At 66.7% G+C, this 16,976-nt stretch carries 16 protein-coding genes; 5 read left to right on the top strand and 11 right to left on the bottom strand.

Going from position 1 to position 16,976, the window contains the following annotated elements:
• Positions 1–155: 155 nt before the first annotated feature.
• The 11 genes from pip to APS40_RS06905 form a co-directional block, all read right to left on the bottom strand.
• Positions 156–1,094, bottom strand: a complete 939-nt coding sequence (gene pip, locus APS40_RS06955) for a prolyl aminopeptidase (protein WP_055046357.1) — start codon at positions 1,092–1,094, stop codon at positions 156–158.
• A 145-nt stretch (positions 1,095–1,239) separates the two neighbouring features.
• Complete coding sequence (gene pqqE, locus APS40_RS06950; protein WP_055046356.1) at positions 1,240–2,439, bottom strand: pyrroloquinoline quinone biosynthesis protein PqqE; 1,200 nt, start codon at positions 2,437–2,439, stop codon at positions 1,240–1,242.
• Complete coding sequence (gene pqqD / locus APS40_RS06945; protein ID WP_055046355.1) at positions 2,436–2,765, bottom strand: pyrroloquinoline quinone biosynthesis peptide chaperone PqqD; 330 nt, start codon at positions 2,763–2,765, stop codon at positions 2,436–2,438. The genes pqqE and pqqD overlap by 4 nt, the downstream gene beginning before the upstream one ends.
• Positions 2,762–3,526: a pyrroloquinoline-quinone synthase PqqC gene (gene pqqC, locus APS40_RS06940; RefSeq protein ID WP_055046354.1), complete on the bottom strand. Its 765-nt coding sequence runs from the start codon at positions 3,524–3,526 to the stop codon at positions 2,762–2,764. Before pqqC ends, pqqD begins: the two co-directional genes overlap by 4 nt.
• Positions 3,523–4,425 (bottom strand): pyrroloquinoline quinone biosynthesis protein PqqB, encoded by a 903-nt coding sequence (gene pqqB / locus APS40_RS06935; RefSeq protein ID WP_055046353.1) that lies wholly within the window; start codon positions 4,423–4,425, stop codon positions 3,523–3,525. Before pqqB ends, pqqC begins: the two co-directional genes overlap by 4 nt.
• Before the next feature lie 31 nt (positions 4,426–4,456).
• Complete coding sequence (gene pqqA / locus APS40_RS06930) at positions 4,457–4,540, bottom strand: pyrroloquinoline quinone precursor peptide PqqA (protein WP_055046352.1); 84 nt, start codon at positions 4,538–4,540, stop codon at positions 4,457–4,459.
• 101 nt (positions 4,541–4,641) lie between these two features.
• Positions 4,642–5,706: a LysR family transcriptional regulator gene (locus tag APS40_RS06925; RefSeq protein WP_082434237.1), complete on the bottom strand. Its 1,065-nt coding sequence runs from the start codon at positions 5,704–5,706 to the stop codon at positions 4,642–4,644.
• 242 nt (positions 5,707–5,948) lie between these two features.
• Positions 5,949–7,301, bottom strand: a complete 1,353-nt coding sequence (locus APS40_RS06920; protein WP_055046351.1) for an aspartate aminotransferase family protein — start codon at positions 7,299–7,301, stop codon at positions 5,949–5,951.
• 111 nt (positions 7,302–7,412) lie between these two features.
• Positions 7,413–7,799 (bottom strand): RidA family protein, encoded by a 387-nt coding sequence (locus APS40_RS06915; protein WP_055046350.1) that lies wholly within the window; start codon positions 7,797–7,799, stop codon positions 7,413–7,415.
• A 19-nt stretch (positions 7,800–7,818) separates the two neighbouring features.
• On the bottom strand, positions 7,819–9,303 hold the full coding sequence (locus APS40_RS06910) for a M81 family metallopeptidase (protein WP_055046349.1): 1,485 nt from the start codon (positions 9,301–9,303) through the stop codon (positions 7,819–7,821).
• Positions 9,300–10,127, bottom strand: a complete 828-nt coding sequence (locus APS40_RS06905) for an IclR family transcriptional regulator (RefSeq protein WP_055046348.1) — start codon at positions 10,125–10,127, stop codon at positions 9,300–9,302. The genes APS40_RS06910 and APS40_RS06905 overlap by 4 nt, the downstream gene beginning before the upstream one ends.
• A 224-nt stretch (positions 10,128–10,351) precedes the next feature.
• Here APS40_RS06905 and APS40_RS06900 point away from each other — a divergent pair, with 224 nt between their 5' ends.
• The 5 genes from APS40_RS06900 to APS40_RS06880 all read left to right on the top strand — a co-directional run bounded on the left by APS40_RS06900 (position 10,352) and on the right by APS40_RS06880 (position 16,882).
• Complete coding sequence (locus APS40_RS06900; protein WP_055046347.1) at positions 10,352–11,818, top strand: M81 family metallopeptidase; 1,467 nt, start codon at positions 10,352–10,354, stop codon at positions 11,816–11,818.
• A complete protein-coding gene (locus APS40_RS06895) occupies positions 11,809–13,107 on the top strand; it encodes an alanine racemase (protein ID WP_055046346.1) in 1,299 nt (432 codons plus the stop codon). Before APS40_RS06900 ends, APS40_RS06895 begins: the two co-directional genes overlap by 10 nt.
• 22 nt (positions 13,108–13,129) lie before the next feature.
• The gene (locus APS40_RS06890) at positions 13,130–13,900 is read left to right on the top strand and encodes an IclR family transcriptional regulator (RefSeq protein ID WP_055049584.1); all 771 of its coding nucleotides are present in this window, start codon (positions 13,130–13,132) and stop codon (positions 13,898–13,900) included.
• Positions 13,901–14,217: 317 nt separating this feature from the next.
• Complete coding sequence (locus tag APS40_RS06885) at positions 14,218–15,738, top strand: M81 family metallopeptidase (protein WP_236884214.1); 1,521 nt, start codon at positions 14,218–14,220, stop codon at positions 15,736–15,738.
• Between the two features lie 85 nt (positions 15,739–15,823).
• A complete protein-coding gene (locus APS40_RS06880) occupies positions 15,824–16,882 on the top strand; it encodes a malate/lactate/ureidoglycolate dehydrogenase (protein ID WP_236884213.1) in 1,059 nt (352 codons plus the stop codon).
• The last annotated feature ends 94 nt before the right edge of the window (positions 16,883–16,976 follow it).

The following is a 16,976-nucleotide window of genomic DNA, read 5'->3' as shown; positions in this document are numbered from 1 at the left end:
AGCACACCGGAGCTGCGGTGTGATGGTGGGTGCTGTAGCGCCAAATTGAACCACCACGAAACAGACTAGCCGAAGCCGAAGCGTGCTTGGCGCCCCTCACCCTGGCCCTCTCCCCAGAGGGGCGAGGGGACGCACTTTGAGCCGCCGGTTCACAGCTAAGCAAAACTGCGGATCGCCGCTGTCACCGCTTCGATGATCCCCGGGTCGCTGAGCGAGTGGCCTGCTCCATCTACCACCCGCACCTCCGCATCGGTCCAGATCGCGGCCAGGGCGTGGGCGGTGCGCGGTGGGCAGAGGTGGTCGTAGCGGCCCTGGACGATGATGCCGCGGATGCCGGCGAGGCGGTGGGCGTTGGCCATGAGCTGATCGGGCGCCATGAAGCTGTCATGGCTGAAGTAGTGGGCTTCCATCAGCGCGGTGGCAGGGATGCGTGACGACGGCGAGAGATCGAGCCGCATCGTCGCCGGACGCACTTCCGAGAGGATGCGCTCGGTGTCGCCATAGGCCCGGGCCGCGGGGCCGTGGATGGCCGGATCGGGGTCGAGGATGCGGCGGAAATAGCTGTCGACCGGTGAGACGCGTTCCTCCGGCGTGAGCAGACTTAGAAAGTCCTCGTAGAGCGGGGGATAGAAGGTCGAGAGTCCCGTGCCGAACGCCCATTCGAGCTCGGCGCGGGTGCCGAGGAAGGTGGCGCGCAGCACGATGCCGAGCACGCGATCGGGGTGCGCCTCGGCATAGGCGAGCGCAAGCGTCGCGCCCCAGGAGCCGCCGACGACGAGCCAGCGCTCGATGCCGAAATGGATGCGGATCCGCTCCATGTCGGCGATCAGGTGCGCCGTGGTGTTGGCCTCGCGGGAGCGGGCCGGGGTGGAGCGGCCGGCGCCGCGCTGGTCGAACAGTACGGCGCGGAAGCGGCCCGGGTCGAACAGCTGGCGATGCGCCGGCTGGCAGCCGCTGCCGGGGCCGCCATGCAGGTAGACCGCAGGGATGCCGTCTGCCGCGCCGATGATTTCGACGTAGAGCTCGTGACCGTCGCCGACGGGGAGCCGGAGGGAGGTTAGGGGAGCGCTATGTTGGGTGTCGTCCAGCGGCACGAAGGATGGTCCTCGATCTGCGAATACACGCTCGATGTCATCCCTGCGAAAGCAGGGATCCAGCTATCAGCTGGCTCGGGCTGTGAGATGGTCCCAGCTTTCGCCGGGATGACGGCCGGTGGCAAGGCGACAGCGTGCCTCGCAGTTACTCTCCCTCACCCGCCGGTTCCAGCGTGCCACCCGCAAAATTGCGGTAGATATAGCGGTTCGTTCCGGTAGCGGACTCCTGTTCCGCCGTCCTGAAGATCTCGTGGTGGTGCGGCGACAGGCTGCAGGCGGGGTCGGTGTTACTGGCGCTGCCGGTGAGCGCAAAGGCCTGGCAGCGGCAGCCGCCGAGATCGAGTTCCTTGAAAGTGCAGCTCTGGCACGGCTCGGGCATCCAGCCGGTGCCGCGATAGCGGTTGAAGGCGTCGGAGTTCTGCCAGATCCAGGCGATCGAGTGATTGGAGCGGACGCTCTCGAAATCGAGTTCGGTGATGGTTTCCGCGGCATGGCAGGGCAGCACCTTGCCGGCAGGAGTGATGTTGAAGAACTGCCGGCCCCAGCCGCCCATGCATTTCTTCGGGCGGTCGGCGTAATAGTCGGGGACGACATAGTCGATGTCGAGAATGCCCCTGAGGCGTTCCGACGCCGCCTCGACGATGCGGGTGGCCTCGTCGATCTGGGCGATGGTGGGCATCAGCGCGGCGCGGTTCTTCAGCGCCCAGCCGTAATACTGGACGTTCGCCACCTCGATGCGGTCGGCATCGAGCGCCACCGCCATGTCGATCATGCCGGGAAGCTGGTGGAGGTTCTGCCGGTGCATCACCGCGTTGACGGTGAGCGGCAGGCCGAGTTCGCGGGCCCAGCCGGCGGCTTCCAATTTCCTAGAATGCCCCTTGAAGCCGGCAATGCGATTGGCGAGCTCGGGTTCGTTCCCCTGAAAGCTGATCTGGATGTGGCAGAGCCCGGCATCGGCCAGCGCCGCGAGTTTTTCGCGGCTCAGCAGCACCGCCGAGGTGATGAGGTTGGAATAAAGCCCGAGGTCGCTGGCGTGCTGGATCAGCTCGGCGAGGTCCTTGCGCACGGTCGGTTCGCCGCCGGAGAAATGCACCTGCAGCACGCCGATCTCGGCGAGTTCAGTCAGCACCTTTTTCCACTCGTCGGTGGTGAGTTCGTTCCCGGCGCGCTCCATCTCGATGGGATTGGAGCAGTAGCCGCATTGCAGCGGACAGCGATGGGTGAGCTCGAGCAGCACGGCGAGCGGAATGCCGTAGCTCTCGGCCACCGACTTCTCTTCGAGGATGGCAAGGCCATCGGTCGGATCGGCAAAGACCGGGCTGGTGTCGAGGAGAGTCGGGCTCATGGCGTGGCCCTCCGGGCCTCGACGACGAAGCCGGAGCCGGCGAGGTCCTGCAACATGGCGATGACGTCGGCGCCGATTTCGTCGCGCGGCGCGGCATAGGCCTCGGCCAACTGGTCGATGATCTCAGCGACGCTGCGCTGGCCATCGCAGAGCTGCAGGATTTCGACGGCGATCTCGTCGGGGGCCATGACGCGCTCGGGCACCAGCAGCACCCAGCGCTGGCGCGCCTCGTCGTAGCGCAGCCGGGTGCCACGGGCGAGCGTGGGGATACTGTCCTCGGCAACGATCAGGCGGCGCCGGGCAGCGGGGGCGGTGGCGGTGCTCATGGCGCCGCCGGGACGAAAGCGCCGGGCGGCACGTGGCCCTCGACATAGGCGTGGTAGAGGGCGTCGAGCTGTACCCAGAGCACATTGGTCTTGAAGATCAGTGCGTTGCAGACCAACTGGCGGTCGTAAGGCGTTTTCGCGTGCTGCTTCACATAGTTCAGGGCGAACTCGGAATCGCGTGGCGCCTGGGTAAGGCGCCGGCTGAAATAGCTCATCACCTCGGGGTTCACGAAGACGTAGTGCTTCAGCATGCCCGAGATGCGCTCCTCATGCAGGTTCGGCGCGAACAGCTCGGTGAGGGAGGAAGCGATGGCCTCGAGCGGCGATTTCTCGCGTACGAAGTGCACATAGGCTTCGACGGCGAAGCGCGTGGCCGGGAGAATCCCCTCGGCGCTTTCGACATATGCGGTGTCGAGGCCAAGCCCCTCGGTCAGCTTGATCCAACGCTCGATGCCGCCCTCGGTGCCGATATCGCCATCATGGTCGGAAATGCGGTGGCGCCATTCGATGCGGGTGTCGCGATCGCGGAAGCGGGAGATCACCACCGCGTCTTTGATCGGAATGGTCGACTGATAATAGTAGCGGTTGAGGGCCCAGGCCTGCACCTGGCCCTTGCTGAGCTTGCCGCCATGCAGCAGGCCGTGGAACGGGTGGAGGCTGTGGTAGCGGGTTGCGCCGATGAAGCGCAGCTGTTCCTCGAGCTGCTCGGGCGTATCGAGCGGCGCGTCGGCCGGCACCGAGAAGGCCGTGAGTGCAGTCATAACGTGATCTCCATCCCATCGGCCGGAATCTGCCAGCCGGCCTGTTTCACCGCCTGCCGCTCGGCTGCGCCGGGCATCAAAGCGGGGTTGGAATTGTTGATGTGCAGGAAGATTTTTCGCTCGATCCCGAGGGCTTCGAGGGCGGGCATGGCCGCCACCATGGCCATGTGGCCCATGCGCCGGCCGGTCTTCTGGCTGAGGCCCTGGCGGATCATCTCGTCGTCGGTGAACAGCGTGCCGTCGAAGAACACCAGTTTCGCGCCGCGCAGGTAGGTCTCGACCTCGGGGGTCAGCGCGGCGCAGGCGGCGAGGAAGACGAAGCTCTCGCCGCTCGCCTGGTCGCGAATGACGAAGCCGAGGGTGTCGCCATCTTCATTGGCGCTGGTGTCCTCGACGAACAGCGCGGCCTTGCCGGGCGCGACGAAGGGCAGGATCTCGAGGCCGGACGGCGTGCCATCGGGCAGTTGCGGTTCGAACGCGGTATCGGCCTCGATCGGACGGCGCGGCACGAGCTGGCGTTTCAGCACATTGAAGATGGGGTTGGCGTCGAGCAGATCCAGGACCCGCCGGTGCCCGTAGAGGTTGAACGCGGCGCCCTCGCGCAGCGTCAGGAGACCGGCGATGGCGTCGACTTCGCCGTTGGAGAGAATCACCCCGGCGACAGGGCTGTGGCGCAGGGTGCGCGGGTGGAGGGCCGGGGTCTCGGTGAGCTGCTGGCGCAGGTCCGGCGAGGCGTTGATCAGGAACCAGTTCGACCGGTCGGTGCTGATGGCGATCGAGGCCTGCGTGGCCCGGAGCTCGGCGTGGCTGGTGCGGGCGGCCTGACAGTTGTCGCAGCCGCAATTCCATTGCGGCACCCCGCCACCCGCCGCGGTTCCCAGGACAATTATGCTGAGCATGAGGCCCGTCCCCGCGGCAGGATCGACGTGATTACTTGCGCGTCGCGCAAGCGTACATGTTGATTTCCATGCTCACCGGCACTTCGACCAGCTTGGGCTTCTTCCAGGACTTCATTGAAGTTCTCCTCACGATTCACGGCTTGGTTGCCGCAAAGAGGAGTTTAGGGAGAATGCCCGGCCTCGCACTCTATCATGTTGATAGATATGGCCTATTGGTTAGAATTCGGAGAGAGAGGGGCGGTCGAGGAAGGGCGGCGTGGGGCGGATATCCGGAATGGCGAGCGTCTCGCCGGCGGCCTGCAGCGCATCGATCAGGGTCGCATAGGGCTCCTGACGACGGTATTGCGAGGCGACCAGCGCGACGATGCGGCGAGCATCGGCAGCGATGCGGTAGAGCCGGACGCCATCGAGCGAAGTGCCGCCGCTGACGGTGGACAGCGCCGGTGCGAGGCAGATGCCGGAGCCCGCCCGAACCAGCCCGATGGCCACCTCGAAGCTGCGGCACTGCGCGACGACCCGATGCTCGGGCAGCATCTGGTCGTACCAGTCGGCGACCCGCTTGGCGTGCTGAGTACCGAAGATGAACTGGATGGAGCGCTCGAGCATGGCTCGATCCGATGGCGCCAGCTCGCGCGGATCGGTGATGCCGTCGAGCTTCAGCTGCTCGGGCACGACCAGCACGTAGGGGTCTTCGATGAGCGGCACCTGCAGGAAACCGACGCTCGCTTCCGCCACCGAGTTGGCGGCCAGCAGGCCGATGCTGACGCGGCGGCCATAGAGCATTTCGAGGATATCGGCGGGAGCGCTCTCCTGGATGTCGAAATCGATGTCGGGGAACTTCGCCTGGGTGCTGGTCAGGGCACCGGGCAACACGACGCGCAGCACCGAGTTGATGCCGGCAAGCCGCACGGTGACGCGCTGGCCGCCGCTGAACTGGCCGAGCCCATCTTCGAGATCCTGCATGTTGCGCAGGATCTGCTCGGCCTTGGGCAACAGGTAGGTGCCGGCCTCGGTGAGCGTCATCTCGTTGGAATGGCGGCGGAACAGCTGCGTGCCGACGGTGCTCTCGAGCTTGGAGAGCTGCTGCGACAGCGAGGGCTGGGCGAGGCCCAGCTGCTTGGCTGCGCGGGTCAGCGTTTCCGAATGCGCCACGGCCCAGAAGATCCGCAGCTGATGCAGCGTAATCTCGGGGCGGCGGACACGCGGCGCATTGCGAGGGCGCGCCGTCTGCAGCAGCGCGGTGAGGTCCAGCGGGACCCGGCCTTCATTGTCGTCGGTCATGGCGCCAATCCTAGTCGAGCACACGGCTTAGCGCGAGATGGCAGTCGGATGGGTAATGAAGAGGATTGGAGGTGGGGCTGGAGCCATCGATAGGCCGGTGCGGGCTGACCCCCACCCTTGATCCCTCCCCGCAAGGGGGAGGGAGACGCCAGAACCGCGATGTCAGTGGGAGGGTCTCCCTCCCCCTTGCGGGGAGGGGACAGGGGTGGGGGTCGGCAACCACCGGCCCCAGTCATGTGGAACTACAGCGTCCCCTTGGCCTTCAGCTCGCGCACCGCGTCCCGCATCGCATCCAGGGTGTCGTTGATCACGCCGGCATCGTGTTCGCTGGAGAGGAACCAGGCGCCGCGTTCGAGGGCGCGGACGCCGCGGTACATCAGCGCGGTGGTGAGCGCGATGTAGGCAGGGCGATTCATCCTGGCGAGGTCGCGGAAATCGCGGGCCGGTTTGTCGAGCCCGAGGGCGACGTGGAAGACCTGCGGGAAGCCGACCACCGAGGCGGTGACGCCGGCCGAGGCGAAGATCTCCCTAAAGCCTTCCTGCAGCGCCGTGCCGGAGACGCCGATCTTCTTGTAAAGCGCCGGGGTCAGCGACTTCAGCGTGGCAGCGGTCGCCGCCATGGCGATCGGCTGGGCGTTATAGGTGCCGCCATGGACGACGCCGCCGGAAGTGAACATGTCCATCAGGTCGGCGCGGCCGGCAATGGCCGCCACCGGGAAGCCGTTGGCGATGGCCTTGCCGAAGGTCGAGAGATCGGGGGTAACGCCGAACAGTTCCTGCGCGCCGCCCGGGGCGAGGCGGAAGCCGGTGATGACTTCGTCGAAGATGAGGATGGTTCCGGTCCTGGTGCAGGCCTCGCGCACGCCTTCGAGGTAGCCGGCCAGCGGGTGGACGGCACCCTGGTTGCACATCGCCGCTTCCATGATGACGGCCGCGATATCGCCCTGGGCCAGCCGCGCCTCGAGCAGCTCGAGATTGTTCCAGGGCAGGACGACCAGCGTGTCGGCCGTGTCCTTGAGTTGGCCCTTGGAGCCGATCACCGGGGTCGGCGCATCGGCCGGGCCGGCCGCGTCGAGGGCCGGAGCGGTCGACCACAGCACGTTGTCGAACCAGCCATGATAGTGGCCTTCGAACTTCAGGATCCTGGTGCGGCCGGTGGCGGCACGGGCGAGGCGCATCGCCGCCTGGTCAACCTCGGAGCCAGAGGAGCCGAAGCGCATGCGCTCGGCCGACGGCACCAGCTCGCAGACGAGGCGGGCGGCCTCGGCTTCGATGGCGGTCTGGCCGGCGAACAGGATGCCGTTGTCGATCTGCGACTTCACCGCATCGACCAGCGCCTGCGGCTTGTGGCCGAGGATCATCGGCCCCATGCCGAGATAGTAGTCGATCAGCTTGTTGCCATCGACGTCGTACAGATAGGCGCCTTCGCCACGCTCGAACACCAGCGGGGTGGGCGAGATGTTGAGGCGGAAATTGCTGTTCACGCCGCCGGAGATCCACTGCGAGTTGCTGCGGATCGCCTCGACGGATTTATCGAAGCTGAGCGGGCGCGACGCTGAAGCAGCCGCGGGGGCGGCGGGGGATGTAACGGTCAACGCAGGACTCCTCAATTCTTCTGGTCCAAGTGGCCCTAGGGCCTGAAAGTTGTAAATGGCCGCCGGTTTCGCGAGGCGAAAAAATGGGCGGAAAGCCGATAAAGCCGGCAGTTATGCTTTGCTGTTCTTGGTGACCGCAATGCAGTCGATCTCGTAGCGCAGCGCCGCACCGAGGCAATTGGTGATGGTGGTGCGGGCCGGGAACGGCGCCTGGAAATATTCCGGGTAGATGCGGTTGTAGAGCGCCAGGTCCGCATCGTCGCGGACGTAGTTGCGGGTCTGCACCACATGGGCGAGGTCGCTTCCGGCATCCTCGAGCACCTTGCGCAGGTTCTCGATCGAACGGCGCATCTCGCCCTCGAAACTGTCCGAAACGATCTTGCCGGTCGCATCGACCGAGGCCTGACCGGAGACGAAAATCAGGTCGCCAACCTTGGTGGCGGGGCTGAACGGCAGGTGCGAACGCGGGGTGTCCGGCGCACTGGGGTATTCGATCATGGATGATTCTCCGAATAGGTCAGCTGATCGGGAAGACGGGCTTCCTGAGACGCCGATAGGGGAGGGTCTTGAGGGCACTGGTGCACGGCCCGGGGGTCGTGACGGTGTAGCTACCCTTGGCGATCTTGTCGTAGGCGCGGCGATGCGCGACGGCAGCCTTGACGCCGATCACCGACAGCTCCTCCGGAATGATGCCCTGCGAGCGGAACTGGCCAAGGTCAAAGGGCGGGGTCTTGCGGCTCGACAGGAGGATCTTGATGCCGTTGGCCTCGACTACCGCCGAGGGACCCATCTCATAGTGGATGCCCTGCATGGCGGCGAGGTGACTGTTGCGATCCTCGAGAGTGAAGGCGCCGTCGGAGCGGCTGATGAAGCTGACTTCGAGTTCCACCGGGCCGGGATCGAGCCGGCTGCCCTTGCCGCCGATCGACAGGGTGCGCCTCTCGCCCGGTTTGGCTCCCTCGAGGGCGCGAACCGCGGCGGGATCGGCAATGGCGACGGCGGCATTGGTGATGCCGTGGCGGAGGAAGCCGCGCAGCACCGGGGTGCAGTCGCCGGGCGCGCCGCCGCCGATATTGTCGGAAGGCTCGACGATGACATAGGGGCCACCGGGGAGAGTCTTCACTTCGCTGAGCGCAGCGTCGAGATCCCATTCGCTGGGAATGCCGAGATCGCGCAACTCGATGGCGAGGGTTTCGAGCCGGTCGAGGGCGGCTTTGGCGTCGGCATCGCTGCCGGTGGTGGTGACCGAGAAGGCGACGCCGGCATCGGGGATATCGGAGAAGGAATAGCCGGCGACGACGTTGACGGTCCAGATTTCCGGGTTCTCCGCTTCGATCTGGCGCGCCAGCGCTTCGAGATCGCGCATCGGGCGGTCGGCGGTGCCGACGCCGGTCGGAGCCCAGATGATCGGCGCGTTGCGGGCGATCATGTGCGGCAGCACGCCCTCACGCAGCGCGCGGGCAAGCAGTTGCGCCGAGCGGATGGCCGACTCGTTGGCGTCGGTATGCGGGTTCTCGCGATAGGCAACGAGGCCGTTGGCGTTCGCCGCCATGGCGGCGGTGAAGGTGGCGTGGAGATCGAACACGCCGAACAGCGGCAGCGTCTCGGCGCCCGGAATCTTGCGGATGCGCGCCAGCAACTCGCCTTCGGGGTCGACGCTCTCGGTGGTGACCATGGCGCCGTGCAGCGCCAGCCAGATGCCGTCGAGCCCGCCATTGGCGAGCGCCGCTTCGAGCCCGGCCTGCAGCTCGCTCCAGAACAGCTCGAACGCCGCGTGGTCAGCCGTACCCGAGGGGAGCGCCGAGAAGTCGGCCACCGGCACCACTTCCCAGCCCTCGGCTTCGGCGACCTCGAGAAAGCCGTCGATGGTCGAGCCGTCGCCGCGCCGCCCCGTCACCGCGGCGCCGCGGTTGATGGTGAAGGCGTCGAGCCCGGTGATCTCGTCGACGAAGGTGTGGGTCTCGTGGAACAGGCCGGCGAGAAGAATGCGAGGCTTGGTCATTTGCTGAGGCTCGGATGCGGCGCGTGCTGGGTCATTTCGGCGGTGATCTCGGCGAGGCTGGCGACGAGGAGCTTGCCCAGCCGTTCGATGTTCTCGGGCTCGTAGCGGGCGGACGGGCCGGCAATGCTGACGGCGGCGATGGCGTCGCCGCCGGGGCCGAAGATCGGCGCCGCGACGCAGGCGCTGCCCATCTCGTTTTCTTCGAACTCGGTGGCCCAGCCGACGGTGCGGCAGCGCTCGAGGACGGCTTCGAGCGCCTCGGGGTCGGTGATGGTGCGCGACGTGGCGGCGGGCAGGTTGCCCACCGAATAGATGATCTTGCGGAAGTTGAGCGGCTGGTGGGCGAGCAGCGCCCGGCCGCAGGCGGTGGAGTGATAGGCCGCACGGGTGCCCGAATAGGAGGAGACGCGCAGCGACTGGCTGCCCTCGAGACTTTCGACGATCACCGCGTCGGTTGGGCCGGGCAGCGCCAGGTTCACCGTCTCGCGCGTCGTGGCGCAGAGGCGGATCAGATGCGGGCGGGCGATTGCGGCGATATCCAGCCGACGTTCGACGGCCTTGCCGTAGACCAGGTGCTGCAGGCTCAGCCGATAGGCGCCGGCCTTGGCGTCGCGTTCGGTGAGGCCGACATCGACCAGCGCGCTGACCAGGTTGAACGCCGTCGTCTTGGCGAGGCCGGTTCGCGCCGCCAGGTCGCGCAACGATACCCAGTCGCCGCCGGCCATGGCGTCGAGCAGCGCCTTGGCCCGCGCCACGGACTGGATCCGGGCTTCGGCGGCGGGCGGACTGGTCTGCGCGTCGTCGAGGGTACTGGTTCTGGGCATTGGCACGGTCTCTCGCGGGTGGTTCCACATGGTAGAACATGCTGCCGGGTGGCGGCTACCGCGGCAATAAGACATGAGAGCCGGCACGGCGCAAGCAGTTAACCAGCTTTTCGTCAGGATGTGACGTCGGCAGAGTTGACAGCTTGGCTGCCAACATCTTTACATTCGTATCAGCCGACGAAAGGTCGTTCCATCATATAGGATGGAGGCAGGGAGCGGACGGGTTGCGGGTCTTTGTAGCGTCGCTGGCCACCGAAACGAATACGTTCTCGCCGCTGTTCGTCGATCGCAGCGCGTTCGAGCAGGCCTTCTACTGCCCGCCCGGCACGCATCCCGACACACCGACCCTATGCTCGGCCCCGATAGTGGCGGCGCGGCGTCGCGCCAAGACCGACGGCTTCACGCTGATCGAGGGCACCGCGACCTGGGGCGAGCCGGCGGGGCTGGTCTCGCAAACCGGCTACGAGAGCCTGCGCGACGAAATCCTCGATCAGCTCAAGGCGGCGATGCCCGTGGATATCGTGCTCTATGGCCTGCATGGGGCCATGGTGGCGCGCGGTTATGACGACTGCGAGGGCGACCTCCTGGCGCGCACCCGGACCATTGTCGGGCCGGACGTGGTGATCGGCGCCGAGCTCGACATGCACCACCATCTGACGCAGCAGAAGGTCGACAATGCCGACGTGCTGGTGGCGTTCAAGGAGTTCCCGCACACCGATTTCCTAGCGCGTGCCGAGGATCTGGTGGAGCTTTGCCTCCGCACGGCGCGCGGCGAGATCGCGCCGGTGATCGAGGTGTTCGACATGCGTACGCTCAGCGCGGCGTTCATGACCAGCCGCGAGCCGGGGCGCAGTTTCGTCGACAGGCTGATGGCGCTCGAAGGCAAGGACGGCATCCTCTCCATCTCGGTGACGCACGGCTTCACGCCGGCCGATGTCGCAGATGTCGGCTGCAAGGTATTCGTGCTGGCCGATGGCGAAGCCAACCGGGCCAAGGCCGGGGAATTGGCGGAACGATTGGGGCGCGAAATCCTCGGCTGGCCGGCGGGCGCTGCGGGTCCCTACCACTACAAGCCCGAGGAGGCGATCCAGCAGGCGTTGCGCGAGCCGGGGCAGCCGATTGTCTTCGCCGATCGCTGGGACAATCCGGGCGGCGGCGTCGCCGGGGATTCCTCGGTGATGATCGACGCGCTCCTGGCGCACCCGGAAATCCCCTCGGCCATCGGGGCGCTGTGGGATCCGGTCGCTGTGCAGTTCTGCCGGGCGGCCGGCGTCGGTGCGGCGATCCGGCTGCGCTTCTGCGGCAAGGTATCGGAGAGCTCGGGCCACCCCGTCGATGCCGACGTGGTGGTCAAGGGCGTGTCGGACAACCTGCTGATCCCGTTCGAGCAGAGCTGGGTCTCGCTCGGGCCGGCGGCTGCCATCAGCATCGGCAACCTCGATATCGTGCTCGCCACCGGGCGGTCGCAGACCTTCAGTCCGCCCGCCTTCACCAACCTGGGCATCGACCTCGCGAGCAAGAAGGTCGTGGTGGTGAAATCGTCGAACCACTTCCATGCCGCTTTCTCCAAAATCGCGGCGAACATCCACTATCTCGATAGCGGCGGGCCGTTTCCGAGCGATCCCGCAAAGATCGCCTACACCAAGCTTCGCCGTCCCATCTATCCGCTGGACCCCCACCCATGGCTCTGATTCCCCGTCTCGACCTCAGTTCCCTCGATCGCCAGCCGCTCGACCCGCTGACCAAGGGGTTGCCCTTCGACGCCCCTCAACTGACGGTAGGGGAAATCGGCCGGCAGGGCTGGAACGTGCTCAGGGGCGACATGCCCTTGCCGCTGGCGGTGATCCGGCAGGAGGTGGTGCGCGCCAACAGCCAGTGGATGAGCGCCTTCACCGCCGCCAACGACCTGGTGATCGCACCGCACGGCAAGACCACGATGTCGCCGGCGCTGTTCGACCTGCAGGTGGCCGATGGCGCCTGGGCCATCACCGTCGCCACGGTGCAGCAGCTCAGCGTCTGCGTGCGCTTCGGGGTGAAACGCGTGCTGATCGCCAACCAGCCGGTGGGCGATCAGGCGATCGACGCCTGCTTCCGCGCGCTGCAGGGCGACGGGTTCGAACTCTATTGCCTCGCCGACGGGCTGGCGGGGCTGAAGCTTCTCGCCGAGGGCGCGAGGCGCAACCCACCGCCCAAGGGCAACCCGCTGCGCGTCCTGGTCGAGATCGGTTTCCTCGGTGGCCGTACCGGCGCCAGGACCCGCGAGCAGGCGATGGAAGTGGCGCGGGTCGTCGCCGCGACGCCGGGGCTGGTGCTGGGTGGCTTCGAGTGTTTCGAGGGCCTGTTGCCGACGCCGGAAGCCGCCGACGGGCTGATCGACGACGTGGCGGCGCTGGCCGTCAGTGCGCTCGCCGAGGGGCTGTTCCGCGACGGCCAGCCGGTGGTGGTGAGCGCCGGCGGTTCGGCCTTCTTCGACCGGGTCGGCACCCGCTTCAATCAGGTGGCGTTTGCGCGGCCGGTGGTGAAGGTGCTGCGCTCGGGCTGCTACCTGACGCACGACTCGATCTCCTATGCCGCGGCGTTCGAGCGGATCATCAGCGATACTTCGCTGCAACTGCCGCAGGGGCGGCTCGAGGCGGCGCTGGAAGTCTGGGCCTACGTGCAGTCCCGGCCCGAGGACGGGCGCACCGTGCTGACCATGGGCAAGCGCGACATCAGCTTCGATGCCGGCATGCCGGTGCCGCTGCGCTGGTTCCGGCCGGGCTCGATGACGAAGCCCGAGACGATGCCGGCGGGGCATACCGTGGTGGCGCTCAACGACCAGCACTGCCACATGACGACGCCCACCGACAGCCCGCTCGAGGCGGGCGACATGGTGGCGTTCGGCATCGGGCACCCGTGCACGACCTTCGACAAGTGGCAGATGCTGGTGCTGGTCGACGAGGATTATGGCGTCACCGGCGCATTGAAGACGTTCTTCTGACCGATCAACCGAGGACATGGCGATGGGCAAGTCTGGTGGCGACTATATCGTTCTTCCCGTGATGAAGGCTCTGCAGGTGCTGGATTACGTGGCGCGGCAGGGGCACGACGTGACGCTGACCGAGACGGTGCAGGAACTGAGGCTGCCCAAGACCACGGTGTTCCGCTACCTGCAGACGCTGTCGGCGGCCGAGTTCCTCGAACACGACCTGAAGCGCGACCGCTATGGCGTGGGCAGCAAGTTCCGCGCGCTGGCGCGGGTCGACCAGGAGCTGCAGGGTTTGCGCGATATCGCGCAGCCCGAGATGCGCACCCTGATGGAGACCTTCCACGAGACGGTGAACCTCGCCGTGCTGTCGGATAACGAGGTGGTCTATATCGACATGCTGGAGCCCGGCCGGCCGTTGCGCGCCAACGCGCGGATCGGCCACCGGCATCCGGCGCATTCGACGTCGCTGGGCAAGGCCATGATGGCGTTCCTGCCCGATGCCGATGCCCGGGCGCTCAGCAGCGAGTTGCCGCCGCGGACCATCAACACGCTGACCGATGCCGACAAGCTCAGGCGGCAGGTCGACGACGTGCGCCGGCGCGGCTACGCCATCGAGGTAGGCGAGAACGAGGATGGGTTGATGTGCATCGGCGTGCCGATCCTCGATCGCACCGGCTATCCGGTGGCAGCGATGAGTCTCTCGGCCCCGGAGCGGCGGATGAAGCCGGAACTCACCATGGTGGCAGCCGATGCGCTGAAGGGTGCGGCCAGGCGGATTTCGATACATCTCAGCGGGCAGCACTAAGCGCGGTCCAGATGGGCACTGTTCCAGCCAACCCCTCACCCGTCTCGGCCTTCGGCCGATCCAGCCTCTCCCCGACGGGAGAGGAACAAGAGCGATCGCTGCACTGTCCGGATTCTTCTCCCCGTCGGGGAGAAGGTGGCGCGTAGCGCCGGATGAGGGGAAAGCCACTGTGGCCGACGTTATGCACCACCGCCTGCCACCGCTCCTACGTTCGATAGTCCCCCTTGTTCCCTGTGGCGAAACTTGTCGTCATTGACTCAATTTTGGGCACCGCCAGTATGCAGGTGGCGGGATGGGTGACGTTGCCGGAGATTGCCTTGCGTATTGCCCTCATTCACGTCGCCCAGGAAACCAACGACTTCAATCCGGTCCTCACCACGATGGCCGATTACGAGGCGTTCGGGATCTATGAGGGGCACGACATCGTCGAGAAGCTCAACGGGCTCGGCCAGGTCGGCGGTTTCCTGAAGGCGATCGAGGAGTCCGGTCTCGACATCGAGATCGTGCCGATCATTCGCGCCTGGGCCGTGGCCGGCGGGCGGATCGACCGGGCCTCCTACGAGTATTTCGACCGACGGATACGCGAGGGGCTCGCGGCGGCGCTGGCTGAGGGGCCGATCGACGGGCTGGCGCTGCAGCTGCATGGCGCCTGCGCCGCCGAGGGCATCGACGATGTCGAAGGCGAGCAGGCGGCGCTCTGCCGGCAGATGCTCGGGCCGGATGTGCCGATTGTTCTCGGGCTCGATCACCACGCCAACGTGACGCAGAAGATGGTCGACAGCGTCGACGCCATCGTCGGGCATCGGACGCAGCCGCATGACACCTTCGATACCGGGGTGATCGGCACCGAACTGCTGCTGAGGATCATCACCGGGAAGCTCAAGCCGACCACGGCGTGGCGGAAGATCCCGCTGGTGTCGCACCAGGAGCAGTTTCTCACCTCGAAAGGGCCGATGAAGCGCTGGTTCGATCGGGCGCGGGCCATGGAAGCCGACCCGCGGGTGTTGCAGGCGTCGAACTATCCGATGCAGCCCTGGCTGGATGTGGCCGAAGGCGGCTGGTCGACCATCGTCGTTACCGACAACGACCAGGCGCTGGCCGAGCAACTGGCAGATGAGTTAGCCGACCTCTGCTGGTCGCTGCGCGACGACTTCCAGGTGCGCGAAGCGGTGTCGGTCGATGACGCGGTGCGCATGGCCGATGCCGAGCCAAGGGGCATCGTGGTGCTGTCCGATACCGGTGACACGGTATTCGGCGGCTCGGCCGGCGACAGCAACCTGATCCTCGAGGCGATGATCCGGCTGAAGATCAGGAGCCGCGCCCTGGTGCCGCTGATCTCGCCGGGCGCCGCGAAGGCGCTGAGCGAGGCCGGCGAGGGCGCCCAGGTAACGCTGTTGCTGGGTGGCGACGCGGCGCCGGCCTTCTTCTCCCCGATCGAGGTGACAGGGACGGTGCGAACTGTCGGCGGCGGGGTCATCCAGATCACCGACAGCCACCAGAACGAGGTCGATCTCGGCCAGGCGGTCATCTTCGACGTGGGGCCGATCACCATGATGATCACCGAGCTGCGTGGGCTCGCCGGCAACCTGCCGCAGCTCTACGAGGCGATGGGGGTGAACCCGCGCGACTACAAGATCGCAGTGCTGAAGACCGCTTCCAACTTCCAGTATTTCGCCCCGCTGACCGCGCGGGTGATCCGCGTCGATACGCGCGGGCCCGGGCAGTCGGACGTGTTGACGCTGCCGTGGCAGCGGGTGCCGCGGCCCATCTACCCGCTCGACCCGGTGGCGGACTGGCGTGCCGTGTCGTCACAGCCGGGGGTGCGCCGACCGGCCTAGAGTCCTATGGCCGCTTCGTCTGCCGCGGGCTACACCGTCATCACCGTCACCGGCGGTGCAAGCCGAACTCCTCAAGGAAAATCGAATGTCTGAGACCAAGATGCATCTCGTCCCCCGGGACCGGCTGCAGGCAAGCACGGTCAGTGTTTTTCGCGCTGCCGGGTCGGAGCCGCGGGAAGCGCAACTGATTGCCGAGCACCTGGTGGAGGCGAACCTGCGCGGCCACGATTCGCACGGCGTGGGCGTGGTGCCGATGTATATCAACGGCGTGAAGTCCGGCGGCATGGTGATGAACCAGAACCTCAAGGTGGCGGTCGATACCGGCGCCATGCTGATCTGCGACGCAGGACAGGGCGCCGGGCAGGTGATGGCGCATGATGCGATGGCGCTGGGGATCGCTCGCGCCAAGGACGAAGGCAGTGCCATCGTCAGCCTGCGCAACAGCCATCATATCGGGCGCATCGGGCACTGGGCCGAGCAGTGTGCGGCGGCGGGCATGGTGTCGATCCATTTCGTCAACGTCGTCGCCGGCGCCATCGTCGCGCCGTTCGGCGGTACGCGGTCGCGGCTGGGCACCAACCCGTTCGCTGCGGCCTTCCCGCGCGACGGGGCGCCGCCGGTGGTGGTGGATTTCGCCACCTCAAAGCTCGCCGCCGGCAAGGTGCGGGTGGCGTATAACAAGAGCGTGGAGCTGCCGCCGGGCGCGCTGCTCGACAACCAGGGCAAACCGACGATCAACCCCGGTGCGCTGTTCGACACCCCGCCGGGGTCGCTGACGACGTTCGGCGAGCACAAGGGCTGGGGCCTGATGCTGGCCTGCGAGCTGCTGGGCGCGGCGCTTGTCGGCGCCCCGACGCAGCACCAGAAGGACGGCAGCGGCGCGGTGATCAACTCGATGTTCTCGGTGATCGTTTCGCCGGAGCGACTGGGGACGGCAGGGCCGTTCGCCACCGAGATGGAGGCGGTGCTGGGCTGGGTGCTGTCGGAGAACCAGGGCGGCGGCAGCGTCAAGCTGCCGGGCATGCCGGAACTCGAAACGAGGGCCAAGCGGCTTGTGGAGGGTGTGCCGGTCGATGCGGCGACACTGGCGCAGCTCGATGCTTCGGCGCGCGAGGTGGGGTTAGCGGGATTCGGGGCTCTTTAAGGCGCGTCGCGGCGTTCAATAGTCACCGCTGGTGACTGTGGACCCCCACCCCTGTCCCCTCCCCGCAAGGGGGAGGGAGACCCTCACACCGATA

Source organism: Devosia sp. A16, from assembly GCF_001402915.1.
GTDB lineage: Bacteria > Pseudomonadota > Alphaproteobacteria > Rhizobiales > Devosiaceae > Devosia_A.
Note: the sequence above shows the minus strand (reverse complement) of the source record. Positions and strands in the feature narration are given on the sequence as shown.

Excerpts from the sequence above, each read along its gene's own strand:
- APS40_RS06905 (WP_055046348.1), bottom strand. The coding sequence starts at position 10,127 with ATGCCCAGAACCAGTACCCTCGACGACGCGCAGACCAGTCCGCCCGCC.
- APS40_RS06910 (WP_055046349.1), bottom strand. The coding sequence starts at position 9,303 with ATGACCAAGCCTCGCATTCTTCTCGCCGGCCTGTTCCACGAGACCCAC.
- pqqC (WP_055046354.1), bottom strand. The coding sequence starts at position 3,526 with ATGACTGCACTCACGGCCTTCTCGGTGCCGGCCGACGCGCCGCTCGAT.
- pqqE (WP_055046356.1), bottom strand. The coding sequence starts at position 2,439 with ATGAGCCCGACTCTCCTCGACACCAGCCCGGTCTTTGCCGATCCGACC.
- APS40_RS06925 (WP_082434237.1), bottom strand. The coding sequence starts at position 5,706 with ATGACCGACGACAATGAAGGCCGGGTCCCGCTGGACCTCACCGCGCTG.
- APS40_RS06895 (WP_055046346.1), top strand. The coding sequence starts at position 11,809 with ATGGCTCTGATTCCCCGTCTCGACCTCAGTTCCCTCGATCGCCAGCCG.
- APS40_RS06880 (WP_236884213.1), top strand. The coding sequence starts at position 15,824 with ATGTCTGAGACCAAGATGCATCTCGTCCCCCGGGACCGGCTGCAGGCA.
- APS40_RS06915 (WP_055046350.1), bottom strand. The coding sequence starts at position 7,799 with ATGATCGAATACCCCAGTGCGCCGGACACCCCGCGTTCGCACCTGCCG.
- APS40_RS06890 (WP_055049584.1), top strand. The coding sequence starts at position 13,130 with ATGGGCAAGTCTGGTGGCGACTATATCGTTCTTCCCGTGATGAAGGCT.
- pqqA (WP_055046352.1), bottom strand. The coding sequence starts at position 4,540 with ATGAAGTCCTGGAAGAAGCCCAAGCTGGTCGAAGTGCCGGTGAGCATG.
- pqqB (WP_055046353.1), bottom strand. The coding sequence starts at position 4,425 with ATGCTCAGCATAATTGTCCTGGGAACCGCGGCGGGTGGCGGGGTGCCG.
- pqqD (WP_055046355.1), bottom strand. The coding sequence starts at position 2,765 with ATGAGCACCGCCACCGCCCCCGCTGCCCGGCGCCGCCTGATCGTTGCC.